The sequence below is a fragment of the Kurthia gibsonii genome (genome assembly GCF_006539985.1).
Classification (GTDB): domain Bacteria; phylum Bacillota; class Bacilli; order Bacillales_A; family Planococcaceae; genus Kurthia; species Kurthia gibsonii.
This window is the reverse complement of the sequence record NZ_BJOB01000002.1, coordinates 25,437-48,353: the sequence shown is the minus strand read 5'-3', so window position 1 is coordinate 48,353 and position 22,917 is coordinate 25,437. Positions and strand designations below refer to the sequence as shown.

Sequence of the window (22,917 nt, the reverse complement as noted above, 5' to 3'; positions counted from 1 at the left end):
ATATGGAGTATAGAAACTTAGGTCCAAGTGATTTACGCGTGTCAGAATTAAGTTTAGGTTGTATGTCACTACCGATGGAATTACAAGAGGCACGCAACATTATTGATGCAGCAGTAGATGCTGGCATTAACTTTTTTGATACAGCAGACTTATATAATCATGGACGTAACGAAATTATTGTAGGAGATATTTTACGTAAAAAACGCCAAGATGTTATCATTTCAACAAAGGTCGGAAATGTATGGGACGCTTCTGGCGACAGCTGGCATTGGGATGCATCGAAAAAATATATCATGGAGGCCGTTAAGAAAAGCCTCGTCCGTTTAGGGACCGACTATATCGATTTATATCAGCTACATGGGGGAACATTAGAAGACAACTTTGAAGAAATTGCTGAAGCCTTTGAAGACTTAAAACGCGAAGGAGTCATTCGCCAATACGGTATTTCTTCCATTCGTCCAAATGTTATTGAACAAATGGCAACAATGGGTCGTCCAAGCGCTATCATGATGCAATATAGCGCGTTAGATCGTCGTCCTGAGGAATGGTTTGAGTGGATGAAAGAACGACGTATATCAGTTATTTCACGTGGTACAATTGCGAAAGGTCTTTTAACAAATGAATGGGAACAACGAATGACAGACAATGGTTTTCTAGACTACTCAAAAGAAGAATTAGCTCACACACTGAAACAACTTGAACAATCTACGGATTATATGTTAAACGGTGCAATTGGCTATAATTTAAAACAAGACGTCATCGCGAGTACGGTTTTAGGTGTTAGCAGTTTGCCACAACTATATGAAATTATCGATGCCTATTATCACCCTGCTTCACAAGATGTTTTAGAACAATGGATGAACATGACAAAAGCAAATCGATACGAAGAACATCGTATGAAATAAATGTATGGCTAAAAAATATATAAAGATTAAAAAAACTGAAACCGCGCTGTGTCGCGGCTTCAGTTTTTTGTTTAGATTCTCTTATTTATGGGAACTGCACTGATAGTGTCTGTTTTAAAAATGTACGATTAAAATTTTGAACCTTGATCGCCGTATTGTTCTAACAATTCTTCAAAACTCATATTTTTCTCGCGTTGTTTTTTCTCAAATAACGCTTTTGCACGACGCTCTTCTTCTTGTTCTTTTTCTTGTGCAACTAAACTTTGTTTCGCTAACTTTAATTGACTTAAGACATCTGCATTTAATTGATCTTTTAATGTCAATCCGTCATCTGAAGTCGACTTCGGTTGAGTCATTTGTTTTTTCTTTTTCGCCATTTCTGTCACCTCGTATTTGATTTACATTTATTTTAGCAGAAAGTAAATCATTTGTAAGGTTTTGAAATGTCTATGGATTTTTTTAACATATTTAATTATGATGAACATGAGGTGATGAATTTGAAAAAGAAATGGCCTTTACTTGCTTCTGTAGCTACAAGTGCTTCCATAGCTGCACTTGGCTATACCATTTCCAATCGTGTTATGTATATGAAACAAAAAGATGAACAATTCATCTGGGACCGCGAAGTACAATCCAAACGTTTGAATGAAGATTGGTTTACACATGTAGCTAAAGAAAGTTTTATTGTACAATCACTAAATGGTTACCCCATTACATGCCACAAGATTCAGAGTACGACAAGTCCTAATACGATCATTATTTTACACGGAGTAACTGAAACACATATCAATTCCTTAAAATACGCACAAGTATTTGCTCGTCTCGGTTATAATATTATTGTTTACGATCAACGTCGCCACGGAAAAACAGGTGGCAAAACGACAAGCTATGGCTTTTATGAAAAGTATGATTTACAAGCTGTTGTAGAAGCTGTTCGTTCACAGATGACACATGGTGCACTGTTAGGAATTCAAGGTGAATCAATGGGCGCTGCTACAACTCTTCAATATGGTGGATTAGATGATACATTATTTGATTTTATTATTGCAGATTGTGCATTTTCAACATTTGAAAAACAACTCCACCATGTACTCATGCGCGATACACCGATTAAAACTGCTTACGCGGTAAAATTAGCTGACTTCTTTATTCAAAAACGTGATGGTTATACACTGCGTGAAGTCGCACCGATTGAAGCTGTTCAAAAGATTTCAAAACCTATTTTATATATTCATAGTTTAGAAGATACGTATATTCCACATACGATGTCAGAAGCGCTACATGCGGCAAAACCTGAAAATACACGACTTGTGTTATTCGAAAAAGGTGAGCATGCGCAATCATTTAATGAACAACCTTTTGATTATGAAAAAGAAATTATTAAATTTTTAGTAGACTTTCATATTAGTTATTTACCACAAGATTATCAATTCCCACAGAAAAAACATCGCACACACATTATTCAACCTGCATAACATATAAAAAGTGAGACCTACTAATGAGGCCTCACTTTTTTGGTTTATCTTAACGAATAAATTATTTCTTCTTTTTATCCATTTTATCTGTTGCTTTACTCATTTGGCTCATCACTTGGCGAACCTGTTTCTCAGATGGTTTGCGTCCCATTTGAGTCATCATCATACGAAGCATATCTTCGTTGATTGGTGGGTTTTCTTTTAAATACTTCATCATGTATTGGCGTGCGATGAAAAATCCACCCACAAGACCAACGATTAACGCAAGGATGATGAATGTAATGGCAAGACCTGTACTCACTTGTGTTCCTCCTCTATTTTCACATACGAGATAATACTCTCCATGAAGGATTATACAATAAAAAACATAGCCTATCTACATTTGTCGTAGATTTCATGAAAAATTAATTAATTATGCTACATATGAGAAATCGTTTGTTGAATAAAAAAATCCCGAAACGTCAAACATTTCGGGATTTTATTGTGTACGGATTAATTAAATAATGCTTTCACTTTCGCAACAACATTTTCAACTGTGAAACCGTATTTTTCAATCACTGTATCTCCAGGTGCACTTGCACCAAATGTATCGATTGCAAGAACATCACCTTCGAAACCAGTATATTTATGCCAACCGAATGATGAAGCCATTTCGATTGCAAGTCGTTTTGTTACTGCTTTTGGTAATACAGATTCTTTGTATGCAGCATCTTGCTCATCAAAACGTGCTGTATCAGGCATTGAGATAACAGATACTTCAATACCTTCTTTTGCTAATACTTCTTTTGCAGCTACTGCTAGTTGCACTTCTGAACCTGTTGCGATTAATAATGCATCTGCTACTTCTTTTGAAGCTTTTGCTACAACGTAGGCACCTTTTTCAACACCTGCATGTAATACAGTTTGATCTACATCAAGAACAGGTAGGTTTTGACGTGATAAAACAAGTGCAGTTGGACGGTTTTTAGAAGTTAACGCTAACTTCCAAGCTGCTACTGATTCATTTGCATCTGCTGGACGAATTACTGATAAATTCGGCATTGCACGTAAAGCGGCTAAATGCTCGATTGGTTCGTGTGTTGGACCATCTTCACCAACAGCTACTGAGTCATGTGTGAATACATATGTTACAGGTAATCCCATTAATGCAGATAGACGAACTGCTGGACGTACATAATCAGAGAATACGAAGAACGTACCACCGAAGACATTCAATCCACCATGAAGTGCCATACCGTTTAATGCTGCGCCCATTGCAAATTCACGTACACCAAACCAAATGTTACGACCAGCGCGGTCATGTGCTGAGAAATCACCAGCACCTTTGATTGTTGTTTTGTTTGATCCAGCTAAATCGGCACTACCACCGAAGAATGAAGGAACAGTTTTAGCAATTGCATTAATCATATCACCAGAAGATGAACGTGTCGCAACTGATTTACCTGCTTCATATACTGGGAATTCTGCATCAAAGTTTTCTGGGAATTCACCTTTGATTGCTTGTTCTAATTGAGCTGCTAATTCTGGGAATTCTGCTTTATATGCTGCAAATGCATCATTCCAAGCTGCTTCTGCTTGTACACCATGTGTTTCAGCTGCTTCTTTGAATGTTTCATATACTTCTTCTGGAATTTCGAATGGCTCATATGTCCAGTCGTAATTCGCTTTTGTTAAAGCAACTTCTTCTGTACCTAATGGCGCACCATGAGAATCTGATTTACCCGATTTATTCGGTGAACCATGACCAATAATTGTTTTAATCTCAATTAATGTTGGTTTATTTGATGTTTTTGCATTTTCGATTGCTTGATTGATTGCTGTCACATCTGTACCGTCTTCTACTAATAAGTAGTTCCAGCCATATGATTTATAACGTGCAGCTGTATCATCTGAGAATGATTTGTTTAAATCACCATCTAATGAAATATCGTTACTATCGTATAATACGATTAATTTTTCTAATTGTAGATGACCTGCTAATGACGCGGCTTCGGCAGAAACACCTTCCATTAAATCACCATCACCACATAACACGTATGTATAGTGATCGATAATATTGTGTTCTGGTTTGTTGTATACTGCTGCTAAATGAGATTCAGCCATTGCCATGCCTACTGCCATTGAAATGCCTTGACCTAATGGACCTGTAGTAGCTTCTACACCGACTGTATGTCCAAATTCAGGGTGACCTGGTGTTAAAGAACCCCATTGACGGAAGTTTTTAATTTCTTCCATTGGTAAGTCGTAACCACCTAAGTGAAGTAGACTATATAAAAGCATTGAGCCATGACCCGCTGAAAGGATAAAACGATCACGGTTGAACCATGATGGATTTTGAGGATTATGTTGTAGTTGTTTTGTCCATAGCGTGTACGCCATTGGTGCTGCGCCCATTGGTAAACCTGGGTGTCCTGAATTTGCTTTTTCAATTGCATCAATTGATAAAGTACGAATCGCATTAATTGCTAACTGATCTGCTTGTTGCGTCATTAAAGTTGACATCCTTTCTTCTATACAAAATGTATTACTATCTCTAGTTTAGTCAAGAATCGACTATAAAACAATGGTTATAATTGACGTTAGACGATTATCCATGAAAAAACGCACACAATTGTGGATTTTCGTCATAATTGTGTGCGTTTTTACTTGTTAGTTTATTAGTTTAGACGTCCGTTTGTTTTTTGCTTTTCACGAATTTTCTCTGGCGTTACTTCTTCACCATTTGGATCGAAAATACGAACGTTTTCGATTGTATTACGCATTGTTTTACGGAATGTATCTAAATATTCTTGGCGCAGTGTCGTCTGTTCTTTTGCTTCTTCAACAGTCAATGTACCTGCTTTTTTCTTTTTTGATAATTCACTAATACGCGCTAGTTTTTCTTTTGATAGCATAATTTTCATCCTTTCGACCTAATCACTACATTAAAGGTATGAAAAATACAGCAATTTAGCAAGTATTCAGCTCAAAAATCCTGAAAAAAGCTTAAAAATAACGATTTAAAAACTTAAAAAGACATTTTAGAGAAAAAATTCTATTGATTTTGTTGTTCTTGTACATACTCTGTATAACGACGATGTACAGTTGCTTTACTCACATGAAAACCAGCAATTTTTAACGTGGCAGCTATTTCTTCATAAGTAAGCCCCTTTTTTCTTAATGCAACAATTTGATCAAGCGGCACATCAATTCTTTCGCGTCCTTCTGGATTACCACGATTACTAATATTTAATTCTGGACGATAGCCATTTTCAACAGCACGACGCATTCCTCGTTTGATTTTTGCATTATGTATTTTGCGTTGGTACTCCTCTACAATCGCTAAAATCTCCAGTAACATCGAATCCATATCGTTTAGTTTCATTTCACCATCTGATGACATAGAGTAAATCGTTGTATCGTATTTTTGTAAAAGATGTAAAACAGCCATTCGACCATTCCCGCGTCCAATACGTGTCTCATCTTGAATAAATAGAGCAGATTGCGGATATTGTTTTAAGAAATCTAACAATTCTAATAATCCTTCACGCTCAATATCATAACCACTATGGCGGTCTTCAAAAATACAATCTAATGTGTACCCTTTTTCTTTAGCATAGGCAGTTAATTCAATTTTTTGTCTTTCTAAAGACTGGTTCTGCGTTTCTTTTTCTGTACTTACGCGACAGTAAGCTACAGCTTTTTTAAATTTCATTATTGATCACTCGCTAATTCTATTTGTTGTAATTCATGATTCGTAATCGGTACGGTTAATTTCTCTCCCGCCATAATTTGCCCATCAACTAAATTGTTTTGATTAATAACTTGGTTCATCCATTTTTGTGGTTTCATATCTCCGCTATATTTTTGAGCTAAAGACCATAATGTATCACCTTCTGTAATTCGAATTTCAGTTACATGCGTCTTCGCTATTGTATCACGTACAACATTACCAACAAACAATAATACAACTACCGAAAAACAAATCACCATCACATTATTTTTGATCCACTTCATCTGAATTTCCCCTTCCAACTTTTTACTAGAATGTTTGTTCCCATCATAAACTCGAACACTTGTTTTTGTCAACGGTTTTTTCAGAACAATTGTTTGCATTTGATTTTCTACGATGTTATACTCAAAATACAAAATATAGTAGGAAGTTGAGGTGAAGGTTGTGAACACTGCATTGAAAAAAACAAAACTTTCAAAGCGTCAAGAAGCGATTTTAAATTTTATTAAAGAGGAAGTACAAAGTAAGGGTTATCCGCCTTCTGTACGCGAGATTGGGTTGGCTGTTGGATTAGCTTCTAGTTCAACTGTACACGGACATTTAGAACGTTTAGAAAGTAAGGGTTATATCCGTCGCGATAAAACGAAACCTCGTGCAATTGAAATTTTAAATCCTTTTGAATCGACTACGGCTACAAAACAAGGTGTGATGCATGTTCCACTTCTTGGTAAAGTAACAGCAGGTATGCCCATCACAGCAATTGAAAATATTGAAGAGTACTTCCCAATTCCACATACATATGGTACATCTGATGACCATATTTTTATGCTAGAAATTATGGGTGAGTCGATGATTGAAGCAGGTATTCTAGATGGTGACTATGTCATTGTGAAACAACAGTCTTCTGCAAATAACGGTGAGATCGTTGTGGCAATGACTGAAGACGACGAAGCAACGGTAAAACGTTTCTATAAAGAAGACGGTTATTACCGTTTGCAACCTGAGAATTCTTCAATGGAACCAATTATTGTTCAAAACGTATCGATTTTAGGTAAAGTAGTTGGTCTATACAGAAATATTCATTCATTTTAAATACATTTCAACTAGTAAAGAGTGTGTTTTTTTACATTCATTACTAGTTTTTATTTTGTTTAGATTTATTTTTTTACTATAGACATCTTAATCACTTACTTGCTAGCAGATGTTCAAATGACTAACGTCTAATGTCTGACTTATTACTTTTAGCTTATTTTATATTTATACAAATTGTATTTTTATAACAATATCTAAAAAAACTATATTTTCTGTTAAATCAAATAATTCAATAATATATTGCTATTTCAGGATGTAATTCTTATATTTAGGAGGAAACAATTTTATTTTAAGGGGTGGCGAAATGATGTTTAAATCGAAGATTATTACTTCATTAAGCGTTGCTGCATTACTAACTACCGTACCATTTTCTTTCGGTGCAGGAATCAATGCAACAGCTAAAACAACAAGTAAAAAAGTAGTAGAGAAAAAAATCCCTGTACAACTTTTAAGTATGAACGACTTACACGGTTATATTGATGGGAATAACAAAAAAGATAATGTAGGTACGCCAGTCGGTGGGATGGCTTCTTTAGCGTATAACTTCGAACAAGAAAAAGCTGCTTTTGCAAAAGCAAATAAGTTGAAATCAACAACTTCTAATTCACTTTCAATTCATGCTGGTGATACAGTAGGTGGCTCTCCTGCTATCTCAAGTCTTTTACAAGATGAACCAACAATGAATATTTTAAATGCAATGAATTTCTCGATTGGTGCACTTGGAAACCATGAATTCGATGAAGGTTTAGACGAATTCCAACGTATTTGGAAAGGTAAAAAACCCATCAAAGGTGTAACACAAAACTATGAATTCGTAGAAGATTATAAACAAACAACTTCTAAAATGGAGATTCTTTCAGCAAATGTAGTTGATAAAAAGACAAAAAAATTAGTTAAAGGCTTCAAACCTTATACAGTTAAAACAATCGGCGGTGTAAAAGTCGGCTTCATCGGCATTGTAACACCACGTATTAAAGAAGTCGTTTTAGCACAACATACAAAAGATATCGATGTAGTGGACCCTGGACAAGCTGTTGCAAAATATACAAAAGAATTACGTAAACAAGGCGTAAAAGCAATCGCCGTTGTCGCTCACTCATCTGTCGAAGTCGATAAAGATGCCAATTCTTCTATTGAAACACAAGAAAATTCACATTTAACAGGCGATGTAATTGATATGTTGAAAACAGCAAATAAACTCGATCCGTCGAACTCAATTGACGTCGTTTTTGCTGGTCATAATCATGGCTATGCTAACGGCACGTACAAAGGTGTTCGCGTAGTTGAAGCATATAACTATGCATCTGCTTATTCAGTTGTAACAGGTACACTAAGTTCAAAAACAAAAGACTTTATGAAGACACCAGCAGCTAAAATTAAATATAACTATACACAAACAGAAACAACGATTATGAAAAATAAAGTATCTAAAAAAGTAAATGGTATTATTCAAGAAGCAAAAAATATTGTTGGGAAAGTAATGGACCAACCAATCGCAAATATGAATACAGCAAAAATCTCACGTGAACGTGTAGCCTATCCACTAGGTGGCTCACCTGTAGGGAACCTTGTAACAGATGGTCAGTTAGCATTTGCAAAAGCAAAAGATGCTTCAGTTGACTTTGCTTTCACAAACTCTGGTGGCGTTCGCTCTGACTTAGATGCAACTGCTTCTGGCGATTCATTTGTGATTTCACGTGGCGCTGCACAAGGCGTTCAACCTTTCGGTAACATTTTAAAAATCGTTGAATTAACAGGTGCTCAAGTTAAATCTGCAATTAATAATCAATTTACAGGTGGATATGGTTTAGAAGTTTCTGGTTTAACATACACATATAAAGATAAAGCAGTAGTTGATGTATTCGTAAATGGCGAAAAGATTGATGAAGCGAAAACATATAAAGCAGTAATCAACGACTTCTTAGTAGGTGGCGGTGACCAATTCCCTACGTTTAAAGAAGCAAAAGTAATCGATGATCTTGGTTTAGATACAGATGCATTCATTCAATATATTACAAACTTAAAAACAGTAGATGCTTCTTCTGTTGTAGAACCTCGTTTAAAAGAAGTACAATAAATTTTAAAACCCGAAATTGCACCATATAGTGCAATTTCGGGTTTTATACTTTGACCATTCCATCTCTTTATTTTATGAATATAACAAAAAGATAAAAAATATTGAAACTTCTTAACAATTTTTGCTGCTATTTGTAGTAGTTGTATTCTTTTTATTTGGTATAATTTAATAGAGAATATAAACGATTAAAAGGAGGAGATTCGATGAAAACTTATACAAAACTAGCTAGTTTACTTGCAGCTTCTTCACTGCTACTTGTTGCTTGCGGAGAGCCAGAAGCAACTCCTGAAAAGGAAGTGCCTAAAACACAGGCAGCTGAAAACACGACAGCGAAAACAGAAGATGTACAAACAGAAGATGTACAAACAGAAGATGTACAAACAGAAGATGTACAAACAGAAGATGTACAAACAGAGGGTGTACAAACAGAGGCTAGTAAAAAAGAAGACACTACTGTAACATCTACTTCTTCTAAAAAAATCGAAACAAAATCAAAAGACACGGTAAAACCTATCTTACGTGATTTTTTACAAAACCAATTCAAAACAGCAAAAAATGGTATGACAGAAGGTGTTCCATTTGAAAGTGGAAAATCGGTTTATGAAGACATTACAAACAAATGGGGAAAACCCGCTACAACATTCTCTAATAATACGAATTATATTGAATATAAAAAGAAAGGAAAAGTAACCTATGCTTTTGCCATTGGGCGCGGAGATCGTGTTTATGATGTGCGCACTTTCGTAGCACCTGACAGTTCATTTAAACTATCAGATATTACATTTTCAGATATTATAGCTATTGGTGGTAAGCCATCTTCAACAACCTATAATGGTAAAGATACAATTTTAAATTATAAAGTCGGAAAAAATACGCTGAAATTTGTTGGTCCAACAAAAACAAAAAAATTAGATCATATTTCCATATTTAATCAACGTGCTTCAGAACCAATGGGTGGACGTGGTTAATTAATTAAAAACGAGGCCTTACCGTGCGTAGACCTCGTTTTTTAATGTAAAAAATCCTATGCGTGAACTTTCATATGTTCACTACATAGGATTTATTTATTACACGATTATTTTGTCCACTCTGCTACTTTTGTTTGGTTTTCTTTAATCCAAGTTTTTGCAGCTTGTTCTGGTGGTGTACCATCATGAATATCTAACATAACTGATTCAATATCATCTGTTGTCCAGTTAAAGTTTTTCAAAATTTTATAAGCATCTGGTGATTTCTCTTTTAGCTTTTTAGAAGCGAATGTATGAATTTGTTCTTCGCCACCATATACTTTTTTCGTATCTTTTAAGAATTTTAAATCATATTTTTGGAACATCCAGTGTGGTGCCCATCCTGTAATAACAATATCTTCTTTCTTCTTGATAGCTTGACCAAGTGCTACAGTCATCGCACCTGAAGAAGATTGTTTTAGTTTCCAATCACTTAAGTTTTTATAATCTTTTAAAGCCTTTTCTGTAGCACCCATGATGCCTGCTCCTGGCTCAATACCTGTGATTTCTTTTTTCGCTTGATCTTTTAAATCTTCAATTGAATCAACCTTCATGTAATCTGGTACAACTAAACCAATTTTAGCACCTTTTAAGTTAACACCTAAATCCTCTACTTGGTCTTTATACTTATCATGTTGCGCACCATGTGTATGTGGTAGCCAGCCAGCTACCATTGCATCTGCTTTGTTATTTGCGACAGCTTCCCACATCACTGCATTATCAAGTGAAGTTGTTTTGACTTTAATACCCTCTTCTTTTAATACCTCAGCAATGACATTCGTTGAAGCTACTTCTGTATCCCATTCCACATATGCAAGTTCAATAGTTGGATCTGACTTATCTGAACTTGAAGAATTACCGCATCCAGCAAGGACTGCTGATAGACCAAGTCCTAAAGCTAGTCCTGCTGCTTTCATTGTTTTTGAAAATTTCATCTAATTCACCCTACCCTTTTTTAGTATTGAAACTTTGTGTTAAACGATCAATTAAGATTGCAAAAATAACAAGTGCTAAACCAGCTACAAAACCTGGTCCAACGTCTGCTCTTTGTACAGCTGTTAATACTTTTTGCCCTAAACCTTCTGCACCAATCATCGATGCAATAACAACCATTGATAGCGATAGCATAACCGTTTGGTTTACACCAGCCATAATTGTTGATTTTGCTAATGGTAGTTCTACGTTGAATAATTTCTGTGGTCCTGTACTACCGAAAGACTCTGATGCCTCAATTAATTCTTTTGGTACTTGTTGAATCCCTAAATTCGTAAAACGAATCGTTGGTGGGATTGAGAAAATAATCGAAGCAAATACCCCAGGTACTAAACCGATTCCGAAGAATGCAACAGCTGGAATTAAGTACACGAAACCTGGCATTGTTTGCATGAAGTCTAAAACCGGCTTCATAATACTTTCAAATACTCTACTTTTTGACATACAAATACCAACAGGAATCCCGATAATAATCGAAATTAAACTCGCAAATAGTACAAGTGTGACGGTATTCATTAAGTCATTCCATAGTCCTTGGTTATAAATGAATAGTAATCCAAGTACTGCAAAAATTGTTAAACCGAGCTTTTTCTTCGTTGCAAAAAATGCTAATACTGCAACTAATAAAATAAATACAATTGCTGGAACCATAAGTAAGAAATCTGTAACGGCAAGCATCATGCTTTCTGTATTCTCTTGAATTGCATCAAAGAAACCTTGTCCATGTTCCGTAATATAATCCATTGCATTATTCGTCCATTTTGCAAGTGGCATCATCGGAATTTGATCGAGTAAATTATTCATGTGCCGTCACCTCCGCAGATGTTTCTTTCGCGAGAGCTTCGATGACCACGCCTCGTATAAGAACGCCAACAAGCTGATTATTTTTCATGACAGCTACTGGTGTTTTTGAATCTGAAATAATTGGCAACACTTCTTCTAATAATAAATCATGTGGCACTGTTAAAATATCTTGTTGCACACAATTCATTAAATTCGTTTGACCTTCTTTTGCACAGCGCAGCGCATCGTCTGCAGTTATGTAGCCAACTAGTTGTTTTGGCGGTGTTACTGCTAATACCATACTCACTTGTTCATCCTTCATACGTTTTAATGCCATTTTGGGTCCATCATGTGCCGGATTAATCGTCACTGGCTTCACCATGATGTTTTCAGCTGTTAATACTTTAGAACGGTCGATGTCTTCAATGAAGCTACTTACATATTCATCAGCTGGATTGGTTAAAATCTCTTCACCTGTACCGATTTGAATAATTTGTCCATCTTTCATAATCGCGATCCGGTCGCCAATACGCAGCGCTTCATTCAAATCATGTGTAATAAAGATAATTGTCTTCTTCATGTTTTGTTGAAGTTCTAACAACTCGTCTTGCATCTCTTTCCGTATTAAAGGGTCGAGGGCTGAAAAGGCTTCATCCATTAAAACAATTTCGGCATCGTTTGCGAGTGCTCGTGCAAGACCTACACGTTGCTGCATACCACCGGATAATTGCTTTGGATATTGATCTTTGAAATCAATGAGTCCCGCGTTCTCAAGTGCTTTTTCAGCTTTGATTTTACGCTCTTCCTTTGGAACCCCTCGAACCTTTAATCCATATTCGGTGTTTTTTAAAATCGTTTGATGTGGGAATAACCCAAAATTCTGAAAGACCATATTAATTGAATTTCTTCGCACTTGTCGTAATTGTGTTTTATTCATTTTTGATACATCTGCATCGTTAATATAAATCTGACCGGTTGTTGGTTCAATTAAGCGATTAAGTAATCGGACAAGTGTTGACTTACCACTACCTGATAACCCCATAATCACGAAAATTTCGCCTTCTTCTACTTCAAAACTCGCATCATAAACACCCACCGTTGCGCCTGTTTCTTTTAAAATAGTTGATTTACTCTTTCCCTTCTTCACAAGCTCTTCTGCTTGCGTAACTTTTTTTCCGAAAATTTTACTTACGTTTTCTACTCTTATTTTAGCCAAGAGCTACACCTCAATTCATTGCAATATCAGTTTGTTACAAAATAAGTAACAACTTAACCCTAACAAAAAGTTGTTACTTATGTCAAATGAAAGTACTAAAAATGCCATGTTTCCCCTGGGAGAAACATGGCATTTTCCATCATTATTTTATGTTTATGAACCCTTGTTACAATAAGGTTTATGCGCCTTTTAAAAATCGACTTATCCTTTGTATAAAAAATTTTTCACAATATCGAATGAAGCTTCATTTCCGATAAAGTATAAGACATCATTTTCTTTAATCGATGCATATGGCCCTGGTGATAATAAAATCGTTTCACCACGACGAATTCCAACAATTGTAGCTGTCGTATTTTGCCAAAAGTTCAATTCTTGAATAGTCATATCTAAATATAGACATTCAGATGTTACGGTCACATTGAATGGCGCAAATGGATTAAGTGAATGGAAACGATTTGTTCGCGACACTAACTCTTGTGAGAGTTGTTCTAAGCGCTCTAATTCTTCTTTTTGTTTGGCAATGGATTGAAAGACATCATGCTGAATCTCATTGACTGATTGTACATCTTTTAATTGATGTACAAATTTCGCAGCTTCTTCATAAGACTTGATGAAGACGCCACTCCCCTTTGTAGCTTGAACGATTCCTAAATCTTGTAGTACTGCAATGGCACGGCGCGCTGTTTCAGATGAAACACCATATTTACTCGCTAATGAAGAACGTGCATATAGCTTTTGCCCTACCTCATATTCTCGATCTACAATTTTAGAGGCAAGGTCAGCCGCAATAATTTGATAACGCGCCTGCTTTATTTTTGTTTTTTTCTCCTGTTCGGTCATTTACCGAAACCTCACTCTCCATCTCAAAATATATAGTCCATATAGTAGCACTAAATACATTGCTTTTCTATATCTTTACAAATAATTTATACATTTTTAAAGTAAACGAAACATTTTACTGTATTAAAAAGAAGGAATCACGTATAAACACGCAATTCCTTCTTCTCTAGAGTTTAGTTCTGTTAGGTCCCGTAACGAAACAAATTTTGTATTATACTATTCGGAAGTTGGGGAGTTCTAAATAGTCGTATTGAATCATTGAATGGGAATCGTAACGAGAGCACAAAAAACAGCTTCCCCCACAGGAAAGCTGTCATCTACTAAAAACATAAGTAGCTAACATCAACCTATCCTCGTAGGTAAATAAAGATGCACAGTAGAATTGGCAGGTCTCCTGGCTCATGGTCACTGTGTAACAGCCCCTTCCCATCTATTTAAAGACAGTGGATATGCTTACTACACTCACATTTACAGTTGCGGGACAGCGCTGGAGTCACACCAGCTTCCCTTTTAAGCGAGGCGAATTCAAGGATTCCCTCACACCAATTCAAGCACTATTGATTTACAATTTATATATTATCTTAAAATGTCTAAATTGTCAATCAAATTTCTAAATATTTGACAATATCTTCCTCAAACTGACTTGGCTTATCTTTCGATGCATAACGCGCCACGACATGACCGTCGCGATCTACAAGGAACTTTGTGAAATTCCACTTAATGCTACTACCTAAAAACCCTTTTGAGTGTTCTTTTAAATACGTGAATAATGGATGCTCATCTTTACCATTTACATGAACTAATTCATGCATCGGGAACGTAACACCATATTGTAAACGACACTGTTCTGCTGCCGCTTCACCTGAATCTAATTCTTGCTTGAACTGATTTGATGGGAAGCCGAGTACGACTAATCCTTTGTCTTTATACTTTTGATACAATTCTTCGAGTTCTTTGAATTGCGGTGTAAAACCACATTTTGATGCTGTATTCACAATCAATAATACTTTTCCTTCGTACTCTTTCATTGAATACGTTTTTCCATCTTCTAATGTAACGTCTAAATCATAAATAGACATCGAAACACCCCTCAAAAATAATGTATTACTACTACTTTACCTTTTTCATCATTGTCGGAAACAATTCTTTCGTATAGTTGTAAACTTGGTCGGCTGTATATTTCTTTGAACCTTCTCCCCATATAGAGATGGCTGCACCAGAAATTTTTGACGTAGTTTGCTGATGAGATGAATTCCATCTCCCTAACGTCCAGTTCTTTTTAATATCTCGTTTCATATACTGCAAATCCGAACGAATTGAACCTTTTGATGTAAAATCTACATATAAGTAGTAATCATTATAATTATACACTGTGTATCCTGCTTTTATTAACTGCGGCGCACTGGGACAAACTTTTTCACGATACTTCTTTTCAGTTGTACTTTCGGGTTCACCCGTCCAACTCCAAAATGTAATCGCAATCGTTTGATCTAACTTTTTTAAATCTGCCTTCAATAAAGAATCATTCCAAATCCATGTACGCACATGCTTCTTTTGCAAATAACGATTCATTTGATTGAAGTAATAGATGTATTTCACATGATCTTCTTCATCATAGGCAATCTCGTCTCCACCAATATGCATCGTTTTTGTTTTCGGTAAAGCTTGTAAAACTTCACGATATAATGCTTGTACGAATCTTATACTCGACTGATTCGGTGCAATTTGATTCCACTCATCACGCACCAACTTTTTCGCTGCCTTCGGATTCGCTTTTTCATACAGTTTTAAAATAGCTCCCATATGACTAGGTGTATCAATCTCGGGTATTAATTCAATCTTCTTCTTCGCCGCATACGCTTCTAAAGAGCGCATCTGCTTCATCGATAAAAAGGTTTGCTTCGTTAATGGATTGCGATAGAGTCCGTCTTTTTGCTGCCATGATTTCTTTGCTGGCTGTCCTAAAAGTCGACTCTCTAATGCATAGTTTTCATCATCAGTTAAATGAAGATGTACATAGTTCCCGCCTGATTTTTTCACGTCATCTATATACTTCTTTAAAACATCGATTGTATAAGGGCGACGTGCTAAATCTAAATTCATACCGTATTTTTGCTCCTGCGCCTGTGCTACATTTTGTTCACCACATCCTGTTAAGCCTATAAGCATACAAATAGATAAACCAAATAGCCACTTTTTCATAAAAATCCTCCTGATGTTTCCTTACATATACTCTCTATTATACTTGTTTTTTTAATAAATATAAGAAGTAAGGTGCACCAATAATAGCGACAACAATCCCAACTGGAATACTCGATTCTGTTAAAATCGAACGACCAATCGCATCTGCCACTAATAAGAGAATCGGGCCAATGACAATGGTCATCGGTAAAAAACGTTGATGGCGTGGTCCAACAAGTGAACGGGCAATATGAGGGGCCATTAAACCGATAAAGCCAATTCCGCCTGTCACAGATACTGCAGCTGCTGCTAGACCAACTGCTAATAATAAGAAGTACATACGCTGTTTGTTCAATGAAGCACCTAATCCTACTGCAATCGGCTCACTTAGCCCTAAAATGTTCAAATGGTTCGAACGCATTATAGTAAATGGAACGAGAAGGAGTACCCATGGAAGTAGAGCCCATACAAATGGCCAATCGGCTCCCCAAACATTCCCTGCTAACCACCCTGCAATAAAGTCGACATCTGAGCGATTTGCTGAAGAAATCAGCATGACCATGATGCCCGATAAAGCCGCTGCAAATCCAACACCGACAAGAATTAATCGGAATGGTTGAATCCCACGATTTCGTTCATAAGAAAAACTATAGATGAGGAGAGCTGTTATAATCGCACTGACAAACCCAACAATCGGTAATGCATATGAAAAATTCGTTAGCTCTCCTTTTGCAAATAAGTAAAGTACCGTAATTCCAACACCTGCACCTGCATTAATCCCGATAATCCCAGGGTCTGCTAGGTCGTTCTTTGTCAATGTTTGAAGTACTGCACCAGCCACTGCTAGCGCAACACCTGCTAAAATTAAAATTAAAATACGTGGTAAACGAATAGAGAATAAAATAAATTCATCTGACACTTCACCGTAACCGAAGAATGTAGCAATCACACTTCGAAAACCCATTGAAGAATAACCAACAGATAACCCTAAAAAAGCACAACAAATAACTAAAAAGACACCTATCGCTAAATAAAATGTATACGTACTCTTTTTAAGCAAAGAAACGCCCTCCCCTCTTCACTAAAATTAAGAAGAATGGTAGACCAATCACCGCAACGAGTGCCACCACAGGTGTTTCATATGGTGCATTCATCGTGCGTCCAATCAAATCAACGATGACCATAAACATACCGCCTACAATCATCGACATGGGAATAACTGCTCGGTAATCGCCACCAACGAATGTACGAACAATATGCGGAATCATTAAACCGACGAAGGCTAAGTTACCGATTAACGCAACCGCACTCCCTGCTAGTAACACGACGATGATGAACATAATCGTCTTAATTTGCATCGTTTTTTGTCCAAGTCCTACAGCTAGTTCTTCATTTAAACTTAGAATCGTTAGTTGTCGACTAATAAGAATACTACCGATTAATGCAATGATGATAAGTGGCATAACGATATAAGCACTCCATGTAATACCTTGTAAACCACCTGATGTCCACATCGAAACATTCTTTGAAATTTTGAATAATAGACCTGTACCATCTGCTACTGCTTGTAAAAACATCGAAACAGCAGCCCCTGCTAATACTAATTTTAAAGGAGACATTCCTTTTCTACTTGTGGCACTAATACCGTACACAATCCCCATACCAACAGCAGCGCCGATTAAACAGGCAATAACAGAACCCATATAATCGAGTTTTGGAACAAGAACGAGACCAATGGCTAATGCGGCATTTGCTCCTGAAGTAAGCCCCAGTAAACCTGGGTCTGCTAATGGATTACGTGTTACACCTTGCATAATTGCACCTGCTACTGCTAAAGCCGCCCCTACAAAGACTGCTGCAACCACACGAGGGAATCGTATTTCTCGTAAAATATCAATTTTCTCGCCACCCTCACTCGACCAAATTGCATGCCATACATCTTGAAGTGGTATGACGGCCGCTCCGAGTGAAATCGCAAAAAATATAGTAATGAGTAAGAGTACGAAGGCGATAAGCAATTGGAGCCAAAGTGACCATGATCGAAATAATTTCAGCATATTTTCCTCCGTCCTTTCTATGTAAAAAAGGTTACCCAGCTACGGATAACCTCTTTTTATTATCATCATTTTACTTTCCTAAAAATGACTTTTTAAAGAAATCTAATTGGAAATCAAGTGTCATCATGTCATTGAAATAAAATTCATTTGCATTGACACGGAATACGCGATTATTTTTAACGGCTGGAATTTCTTTATAGTATTTTGTTTTTGTGAATGCTGGATCTTGATCACCGAATACAGATAAAATCATGTAATCGCCTGCATATTTTTTTAATACTTCACTTGATACAGCATAATACCCTTGTTTTAAAGCATCTTTTTTAACAGCTTCTGGCATGTTTAATTTCATTGCTTGATATAAAATTTCTGTACCACGTCCCCAGTTATTACCGTAAACGTAGATTTCTTTACCGAATGATTCGATGACCGATACTGTAGCATCTTCACCAATTTTTGCTTTAATTTCTTTTCCAGTATCTGCAGCACGTGTTTTAAAGTCATCCACCCATGCTTGTGCTTCTTTTTCTTTATTGACTACTTTACCGATTTCTACAGCTTGTTGTAAATAATCGTATGCATTATATGTGAATAATACAGTTGGCGCGATTTTTTCGATTTTCTCTTTATTTTTAACTGTATCATATCCGATGATTAAGTCTGGTTTTAATTCTGCAATTTTTTCAACGTCCTCATCGGAAATTAATTTCGCATCTTTTAAAGCATCTTTAAATTGTGGGTTATCCATTGACCACTGATCTGCTCCTACAACTGGAATACCTAATTTAATTAAATCACCTGTATAGCCTGCTAGAACTACTACACGCTTCGGATTTTTTGGTACTTTAATATCACCATTGACAGCTTTATACGTGAATGTACCTGAATCTTCTTTTTTATCTTTTGTTTCTTCTTTTCCACCACATGCTGCTAATGCTAAAACCATTAATGCAATGAATGCAATTATTAATTTTTTCATAAATACGCTCCTTTTTTATCGTTGAATAGATGGAATTGGTTCATCCACTTTTTCTTCAATTAAATTATAAGTGATACACATTGGCTTTTTCGTACGTGGATCTTCACCAATTACAGCGTCAATTTGGAATACACGCTCTAATGTATCGTGCGTCATGACTTCTTCAGGCGTTCCTTCTTTGATTAAGTGCCCTTGATTCAAAGCAATCATATAATCTGAAAAGCGTGCAGCTTGATTGAGATCATGTAATACCATGACGATTGTACGTCCTTCTTTTTCATTTAATTCCTGAAGCAATTCAAGTACTTCTAACTGATGTGCCATATCTAAGTAGGTAGTTGGCTCATCTAAAAAGATGATGTCGGTTTCTTGTGCGAGTGCCATCGCAATCCATACACGTTGTCTTTGCCCACCAGAGAGTGCGTCCACAGTCTGTTTTCGAAACATCGCTGTATTAGTTGCTTGAAGTGCCCATTCAATCACGCTACGATCTTTTTCTGTTAGATTTCCAAATCCTTTTTGATATGGATAACGTCCATAGGATACGAGCTCTTCAACTAATAATCCGCTAGCACTTTCAGGACTTTGCGGTAAAATCGCTAATTCTTGCGCTAGCTTTTTTGTATTCGTCTTTTGAATATTTTCACCGTCTAAAATCACTGCACCAGATTGATAGGGGATAATACGTGTAATCGCTTTTAAAAGAGTTGACTTTCCGCAACCATTGGCACCAATAATTGTGGTTACTTTTCCATCTGGAATCGTAATCGTTAAATCATGAACGATTGTTTTTTTGTCATACCCCACACGAATTTGATTTACTTGTAATCGCATATGTGCGCCTCCTTTCAAATGAGAATGATAATCATTACTGCTTTATTATAGATTATCTTAGTTGATTGTCAATTGCTATTTTTAAAAAATAAAAGGAGTATTGAACAGATACATTCAATATCTCCTTCTCCTCCTTATAATTGGATGGATTTTTCCGTTATATATCCTTTGTATGATTTTCCATTTTTATAATACGTCACGTAGTAGAATGTTTTCATCCCCTGTGTACGTACTTTCATAATAGATACACGTGTCCCATGTGGAATCGTTTTTATTGTTTTTGACTTTGTCGTAATCCCAGTCTTCAATGCGGTTTTTGTACTTTTAGTAATTCCGTAATCGAGCGAAAATGTATTCGCACGTATATATTTTGTCGGAATATAAGCTGTACTCTTTTTTCCATTTAGTGTTTTTGAAAAATGGACTTTTGCCCATTTCGTATTGACATAGCATGTTACCTTTAAAACATTCGGCGTATAGACACCTTTTTTATTTGTAAAGCCATCTGGAATGGCTCCTAGCTTTTTACCGTTTGTTTTTAGATAATAAGGAGTTGGTTGATTGATGAAGATCGTATAGTTTTTCCGCGGGCTGTTTTTTGTTTTTGCAGCACTTCCTTCTATTTGAAATACCGTAAAACTTAAGATGACTGCAAATAATAGAATAAGACTTTTTTTCATCTACTTTTCCACGCTCCCTTTCCTAATCTCCATACCCACCTTGTGCATAGATTAAAACGTATTCGGGTATGGTGTAAGTAATTACGCTTGTATCGTAGCAATTGAATGAAAGGGGACTCGGCATGAAAAAAATATTTTATACATTACCGATTACTGTTCTTCTATTATTAACAGCATGCAATCAAACTTCTGTTGAAAAAGTGAGCGGTGAGGAGCGAAGCAGTTCAACAAAAACAGATGAGGCCTATCAATTAGGTGATACATTAAAAATTGATGATGTCATTATCAAAATTACAGAAGCAAAACAGACAGATCCCATACAATTTACAAAATCGAAAAAAGGAAAAATCGTGACGATTGATGTGGACGTACGAAATAATAGTAAAGATTCTATTTTTATCGATCGACATGATTTCGTCCTCGTTTCAAAAGGTGAAAAAGCAATTGGTTATCATGGTTATGAAGAATTGCCTTTATCAGAAGAAGTCAATCGTGGGAAACAAGCAGATGGAAAACTATATTTTGATGTGAAGCCAGCCAGTTCATATGAACTCGTATATAAACCAAATTTTACAGCAGACCAAACAGAAATTCATTTTGATATTCCAGCACCTACCTCTACAGCGAGCAGTGAATAATTAGGTAAAAAATATTATCCTTTTAGCTCAAAGCAAAAAGCCGGAATCACGTCACAGCGTAATTCCGGCTTTTATTGTAGTTAGATAGAGTTGGATTCTACCTAATTAATATGTTTTTAAATATTGATCGCGTTCCCATTGGTGAACTTGTGTTCTAAACATATCGAACTCGATTTCTTTTGCTTCTCTAAAGTTTTCATAAATGTGAGAACCTAGAGCCCCTTGTACAACTGGGTCTTTAGCAAGTGCTTGCAATGCATCATCTAAATTAACTGGTAAGTTACCAATACCTGCTTCTTCGCGTTCTTCTGCACTCATCACATAGATGTTACGATCTACTGCTGGTGGTGGTGTTAATTTGTTTTCGATTCCGTTTAGACCTGATTCTAAAATAACAGCAAGTGCTAAATATGGGTTTGCTGCAGGGTCTACTGAACGCACTTCGATACGTGTAGATAAACCACGTGAAGCTGGAATACGAACTAATGGTGAACGGTTTTGACCTGACCATGCGATATAGCAAGGTGCTTCATAACCTGGTACAAGACGTTTGTAAGAGTTTACTGTTGGGTTTGTCACCGCTGTAAAACCTTCAACGTGTTTTAATACGCCAGCCATGAATTGCATTGCTGTTTCTGATAATTGCATTGGTGCTTCTTCGTCTACGAACATGTTTTTACCATCTGTAAATAGTGAAACGTTACAGTGCATACCTGAACCACTTAAACCAAAGATTGGTTTTGGCATGAATGTTGCGTGTAAACCATGTTTACGTGCAATTGTTTTTACAACTAATTTGAATGTTTGAATGTTATCACAAGCTGTTAATACATCCGCATATTTGAAGTCAATCTCATGTTGCCCTGGTGCCACTTCATGGTGAGAAGCTTCAATTTCAAAGCCCATCTCTTCTAATTCTAATACGATATCACGACGACAGTTTTCACCAAGATCTGTTGGTGCTAAGTCGAAATAACCGCCGTGGTCATTTAACTCTAGAGTTGGTTCGCCTTTTTCATCTAATTTAAATAGGAAAAATTCTGGTTCTGGTCCTAAGTTGAAATCTGTGAAGCCCATGTCTTCCATGCGTTTAATAATGCGGCGTAAGTTATTACGTGGGTCTCCTGCAAACGGTGTACCATCTGGATTATAAACATCACAGATAAAACGACATACAGCACCTTTGTCCACTGTCCAAGGGAAAATCATGAATGTATCTAAATCTGGGAATAGATACATATCTGATTCTTCAATACGTACAAACCCTTCAATTGAAGAACCATCAAACATCATTTTATTGTCTAATGCTTTTTCTAATTGTGATACAGGAATTTCAACGTTTTTGATTGTTCCTAAAATGTCTGTGAATTGTAAACGAATAAATTTCACTTCTTTTTCTTGTACTAATCGACGAATATCATCTTTCGTATATTTCCCCATGTTTCTCC

Annotated in this window: 24 protein-coding genes and 1 riboswitch; of the genes, 6 read left to right on the top strand and 18 right to left on the bottom strand. The window is 36.3% G+C overall.

The genetic code is table 11. From position 1 onward, the window contains the following. Window positions 1-2: 2 nt before the first annotated feature. Window positions 3-905 (top strand): aldo/keto reductase, encoded by a 903-nt coding sequence (locus KGI01_RS00910; protein WP_141272509.1) that lies wholly within the window; start codon window positions 3-5, stop codon window positions 903-905. Between the two features lie 128 nt (window positions 906-1,033). On the opposite strand, the gene KGI01_RS00905 is transcribed toward KGI01_RS00910, so the two are convergent. Next, on the bottom strand, window positions 1,034-1,282 hold the full coding sequence (locus KGI01_RS00905; protein ID WP_068454547.1) for a YqkE family protein: 249 nt from the start codon (window positions 1,280-1,282) through the stop codon (window positions 1,034-1,036). Between the two features lie 120 nt (window positions 1,283-1,402). Between KGI01_RS00905 and KGI01_RS00900 the strand changes: the two genes are divergently transcribed. Continuing rightward, entirely contained in the window at window positions 1,403-2,380 is a 978-nt protein-coding gene (locus KGI01_RS00900) for an alpha/beta hydrolase (RefSeq protein WP_141272507.1), read from the top strand. A gap of 61 nt (window positions 2,381-2,441) precedes the next feature. Here KGI01_RS00900 and KGI01_RS00895 read toward each other — a convergent pair whose 3' ends face one another. From KGI01_RS00895 to yneA, 5 genes are all read right to left on the bottom strand, one after another. Next, window positions 2,442-2,681: a YneF family protein gene (locus tag KGI01_RS00895; protein ID WP_068454549.1), complete on the bottom strand. Its 240-nt coding sequence runs from the start codon at window positions 2,679-2,681 to the stop codon at window positions 2,442-2,444. Between the two features lie 191 nt (window positions 2,682-2,872). Next, window positions 2,873-4,870 (bottom strand): transketolase, encoded by a 1,998-nt coding sequence (gene tkt, locus KGI01_RS00890; protein ID WP_141272505.1) that lies wholly within the window; start codon window positions 4,868-4,870, stop codon window positions 2,873-2,875. Between the two features lie 167 nt (window positions 4,871-5,037). Next, complete coding sequence (locus tag KGI01_RS00885) at window positions 5,038-5,274, bottom strand: DUF896 domain-containing protein (RefSeq protein WP_141272503.1); 237 nt, start codon at window positions 5,272-5,274, stop codon at window positions 5,038-5,040. 140 nt (window positions 5,275-5,414) lie between these two features. After that, window positions 5,415-6,074 carry a YneB family resolvase-like protein gene (locus KGI01_RS00880; RefSeq protein ID WP_141272501.1) on the bottom strand — a complete coding sequence of 220 codons (660 nt, stop codon included), beginning with the start codon at window positions 6,072-6,074 and terminating at the stop codon, window positions 5,415-5,417. Beyond that, window positions 6,074-6,376, bottom strand: a complete 303-nt coding sequence (gene yneA, locus KGI01_RS00875) for a cell division suppressor protein YneA (RefSeq protein ID WP_170214691.1) — start codon at window positions 6,374-6,376, stop codon at window positions 6,074-6,076. Before yneA ends, KGI01_RS00880 begins: the two co-directional genes overlap by 1 nt. A gap of 160 nt (window positions 6,377-6,536) precedes the next feature. Here yneA and lexA point away from each other — a divergent pair, with 160 nt between their 5' ends. The 3 genes from lexA (at window position 6,537) to KGI01_RS00860 (ending at window position 10,229) form a co-directional block, all read left to right on the top strand. Next, window positions 6,537-7,184 carry a transcriptional repressor LexA gene (lexA, locus tag KGI01_RS00870; RefSeq protein ID WP_255314696.1) on the top strand — a complete coding sequence of 216 codons (648 nt, stop codon included), beginning with the start codon at window positions 6,537-6,539 and terminating at the stop codon, window positions 7,182-7,184. Between the two features lie 304 nt (window positions 7,185-7,488). Further along, complete coding sequence (locus KGI01_RS00865; RefSeq protein ID WP_255314692.1) at window positions 7,489-9,261, top strand: bifunctional metallophosphatase/5'-nucleotidase; 1,773 nt, start codon at window positions 7,489-7,491, stop codon at window positions 9,259-9,261. A 203-nt stretch (window positions 9,262-9,464) separates the two neighbouring features. Continuing rightward, the gene (locus tag KGI01_RS00860) at window positions 9,465-10,229 is read left to right on the top strand and encodes a DUF4309 domain-containing protein (RefSeq protein ID WP_141272497.1); all 765 of its coding nucleotides are present in this window, start codon (window positions 9,465-9,467) and stop codon (window positions 10,227-10,229) included. Window positions 10,230-10,336: 107 nt separating this feature from the next. Here KGI01_RS00860 and KGI01_RS00855 read toward each other — a convergent pair whose 3' ends face one another. The 11 genes from KGI01_RS00855 to KGI01_RS00805 form a co-directional block, all read right to left on the bottom strand. Beyond that, entirely contained in the window at window positions 10,337-11,203 is an 867-nt protein-coding gene (locus KGI01_RS00855; RefSeq protein ID WP_141272495.1) for a glycine betaine ABC transporter substrate-binding protein, read from the bottom strand. A gap of 10 nt (window positions 11,204-11,213) precedes the next feature. Continuing rightward, window positions 11,214-12,065: an ABC transporter permease gene (locus KGI01_RS00850; protein ID WP_141272493.1), complete on the bottom strand. Its 852-nt coding sequence runs from the start codon at window positions 12,063-12,065 to the stop codon at window positions 11,214-11,216. After that, the gene (locus KGI01_RS00845; RefSeq protein ID WP_141272491.1) at window positions 12,058-13,260 is read right to left on the bottom strand and encodes a quaternary amine ABC transporter ATP-binding protein; all 1,203 of its coding nucleotides are present in this window, start codon (window positions 13,258-13,260) and stop codon (window positions 12,058-12,060) included. The genes KGI01_RS00850 and KGI01_RS00845 overlap by 8 nt, the downstream gene beginning before the upstream one ends. 201 nt (window positions 13,261-13,461) lie before the next feature. After that, complete coding sequence (locus KGI01_RS00840) at window positions 13,462-14,100, bottom strand: GntR family transcriptional regulator (RefSeq protein ID WP_141272489.1); 639 nt, start codon at window positions 14,098-14,100, stop codon at window positions 13,462-13,464. 367 nt (window positions 14,101-14,467) lie between these two features. Next, window positions 14,468-14,662, bottom strand: a riboswitch (cobalamin riboswitch). Window positions 14,663-14,702: 40 nt separating this feature from the next. Continuing rightward, complete coding sequence (locus KGI01_RS00835) at window positions 14,703-15,179, bottom strand: glutathione peroxidase (protein WP_068454575.1); 477 nt, start codon at window positions 15,177-15,179, stop codon at window positions 14,703-14,705. Window positions 15,180-15,210: 31 nt separating this feature from the next. After that, window positions 15,211-16,302 (bottom strand): family 20 glycosylhydrolase, encoded by a 1,092-nt coding sequence (locus KGI01_RS00830; protein WP_141272487.1) that lies wholly within the window; start codon window positions 16,300-16,302, stop codon window positions 15,211-15,213. 37 nt (window positions 16,303-16,339) lie between these two features. After that, complete coding sequence (locus KGI01_RS00825) at window positions 16,340-17,341, bottom strand: FecCD family ABC transporter permease (protein WP_141272485.1); 1,002 nt, start codon at window positions 17,339-17,341, stop codon at window positions 16,340-16,342. Then, a complete protein-coding gene (locus KGI01_RS00820) occupies window positions 17,334-18,338 on the bottom strand; it encodes a FecCD family ABC transporter permease (RefSeq protein WP_068454581.1) in 1,005 nt (334 codons plus the stop codon). Before KGI01_RS00820 ends, KGI01_RS00825 begins: the two co-directional genes overlap by 8 nt. Before the next feature lie 70 nt (window positions 18,339-18,408). Continuing rightward, window positions 18,409-19,317: an iron-hydroxamate ABC transporter substrate-binding protein gene (locus KGI01_RS00815; RefSeq protein ID WP_068454583.1), complete on the bottom strand. Its 909-nt coding sequence runs from the start codon at window positions 19,315-19,317 to the stop codon at window positions 18,409-18,411. A gap of 15 nt (window positions 19,318-19,332) precedes the next feature. Beyond that, complete coding sequence (locus tag KGI01_RS00810; RefSeq protein WP_141272483.1) at window positions 19,333-20,151, bottom strand: ABC transporter ATP-binding protein; 819 nt, start codon at window positions 20,149-20,151, stop codon at window positions 19,333-19,335. 134 nt (window positions 20,152-20,285) lie between these two features. Continuing rightward, entirely contained in the window at window positions 20,286-20,831 is a 546-nt protein-coding gene (locus KGI01_RS00805) for a hypothetical protein (RefSeq protein WP_141272481.1), read from the bottom strand. A 122-nt stretch (window positions 20,832-20,953) separates the two neighbouring features. Here KGI01_RS00805 and KGI01_RS00800 point away from each other — a divergent pair, with 122 nt between their 5' ends. Beyond that, complete coding sequence (locus KGI01_RS00800) at window positions 20,954-21,469, top strand: DUF4352 domain-containing protein (protein WP_141272479.1); 516 nt, start codon at window positions 20,954-20,956, stop codon at window positions 21,467-21,469. Window positions 21,470-21,574: 105 nt separating this feature from the next. Here KGI01_RS00800 and glnA read toward each other — a convergent pair whose 3' ends face one another. Further along, complete coding sequence (glnA, locus tag KGI01_RS00795) at window positions 21,575-22,909, bottom strand: type I glutamate--ammonia ligase (protein ID WP_068454595.1); 1,335 nt, start codon at window positions 22,907-22,909, stop codon at window positions 21,575-21,577. Window positions 22,910-22,917 lie beyond the last annotated feature (8 nt).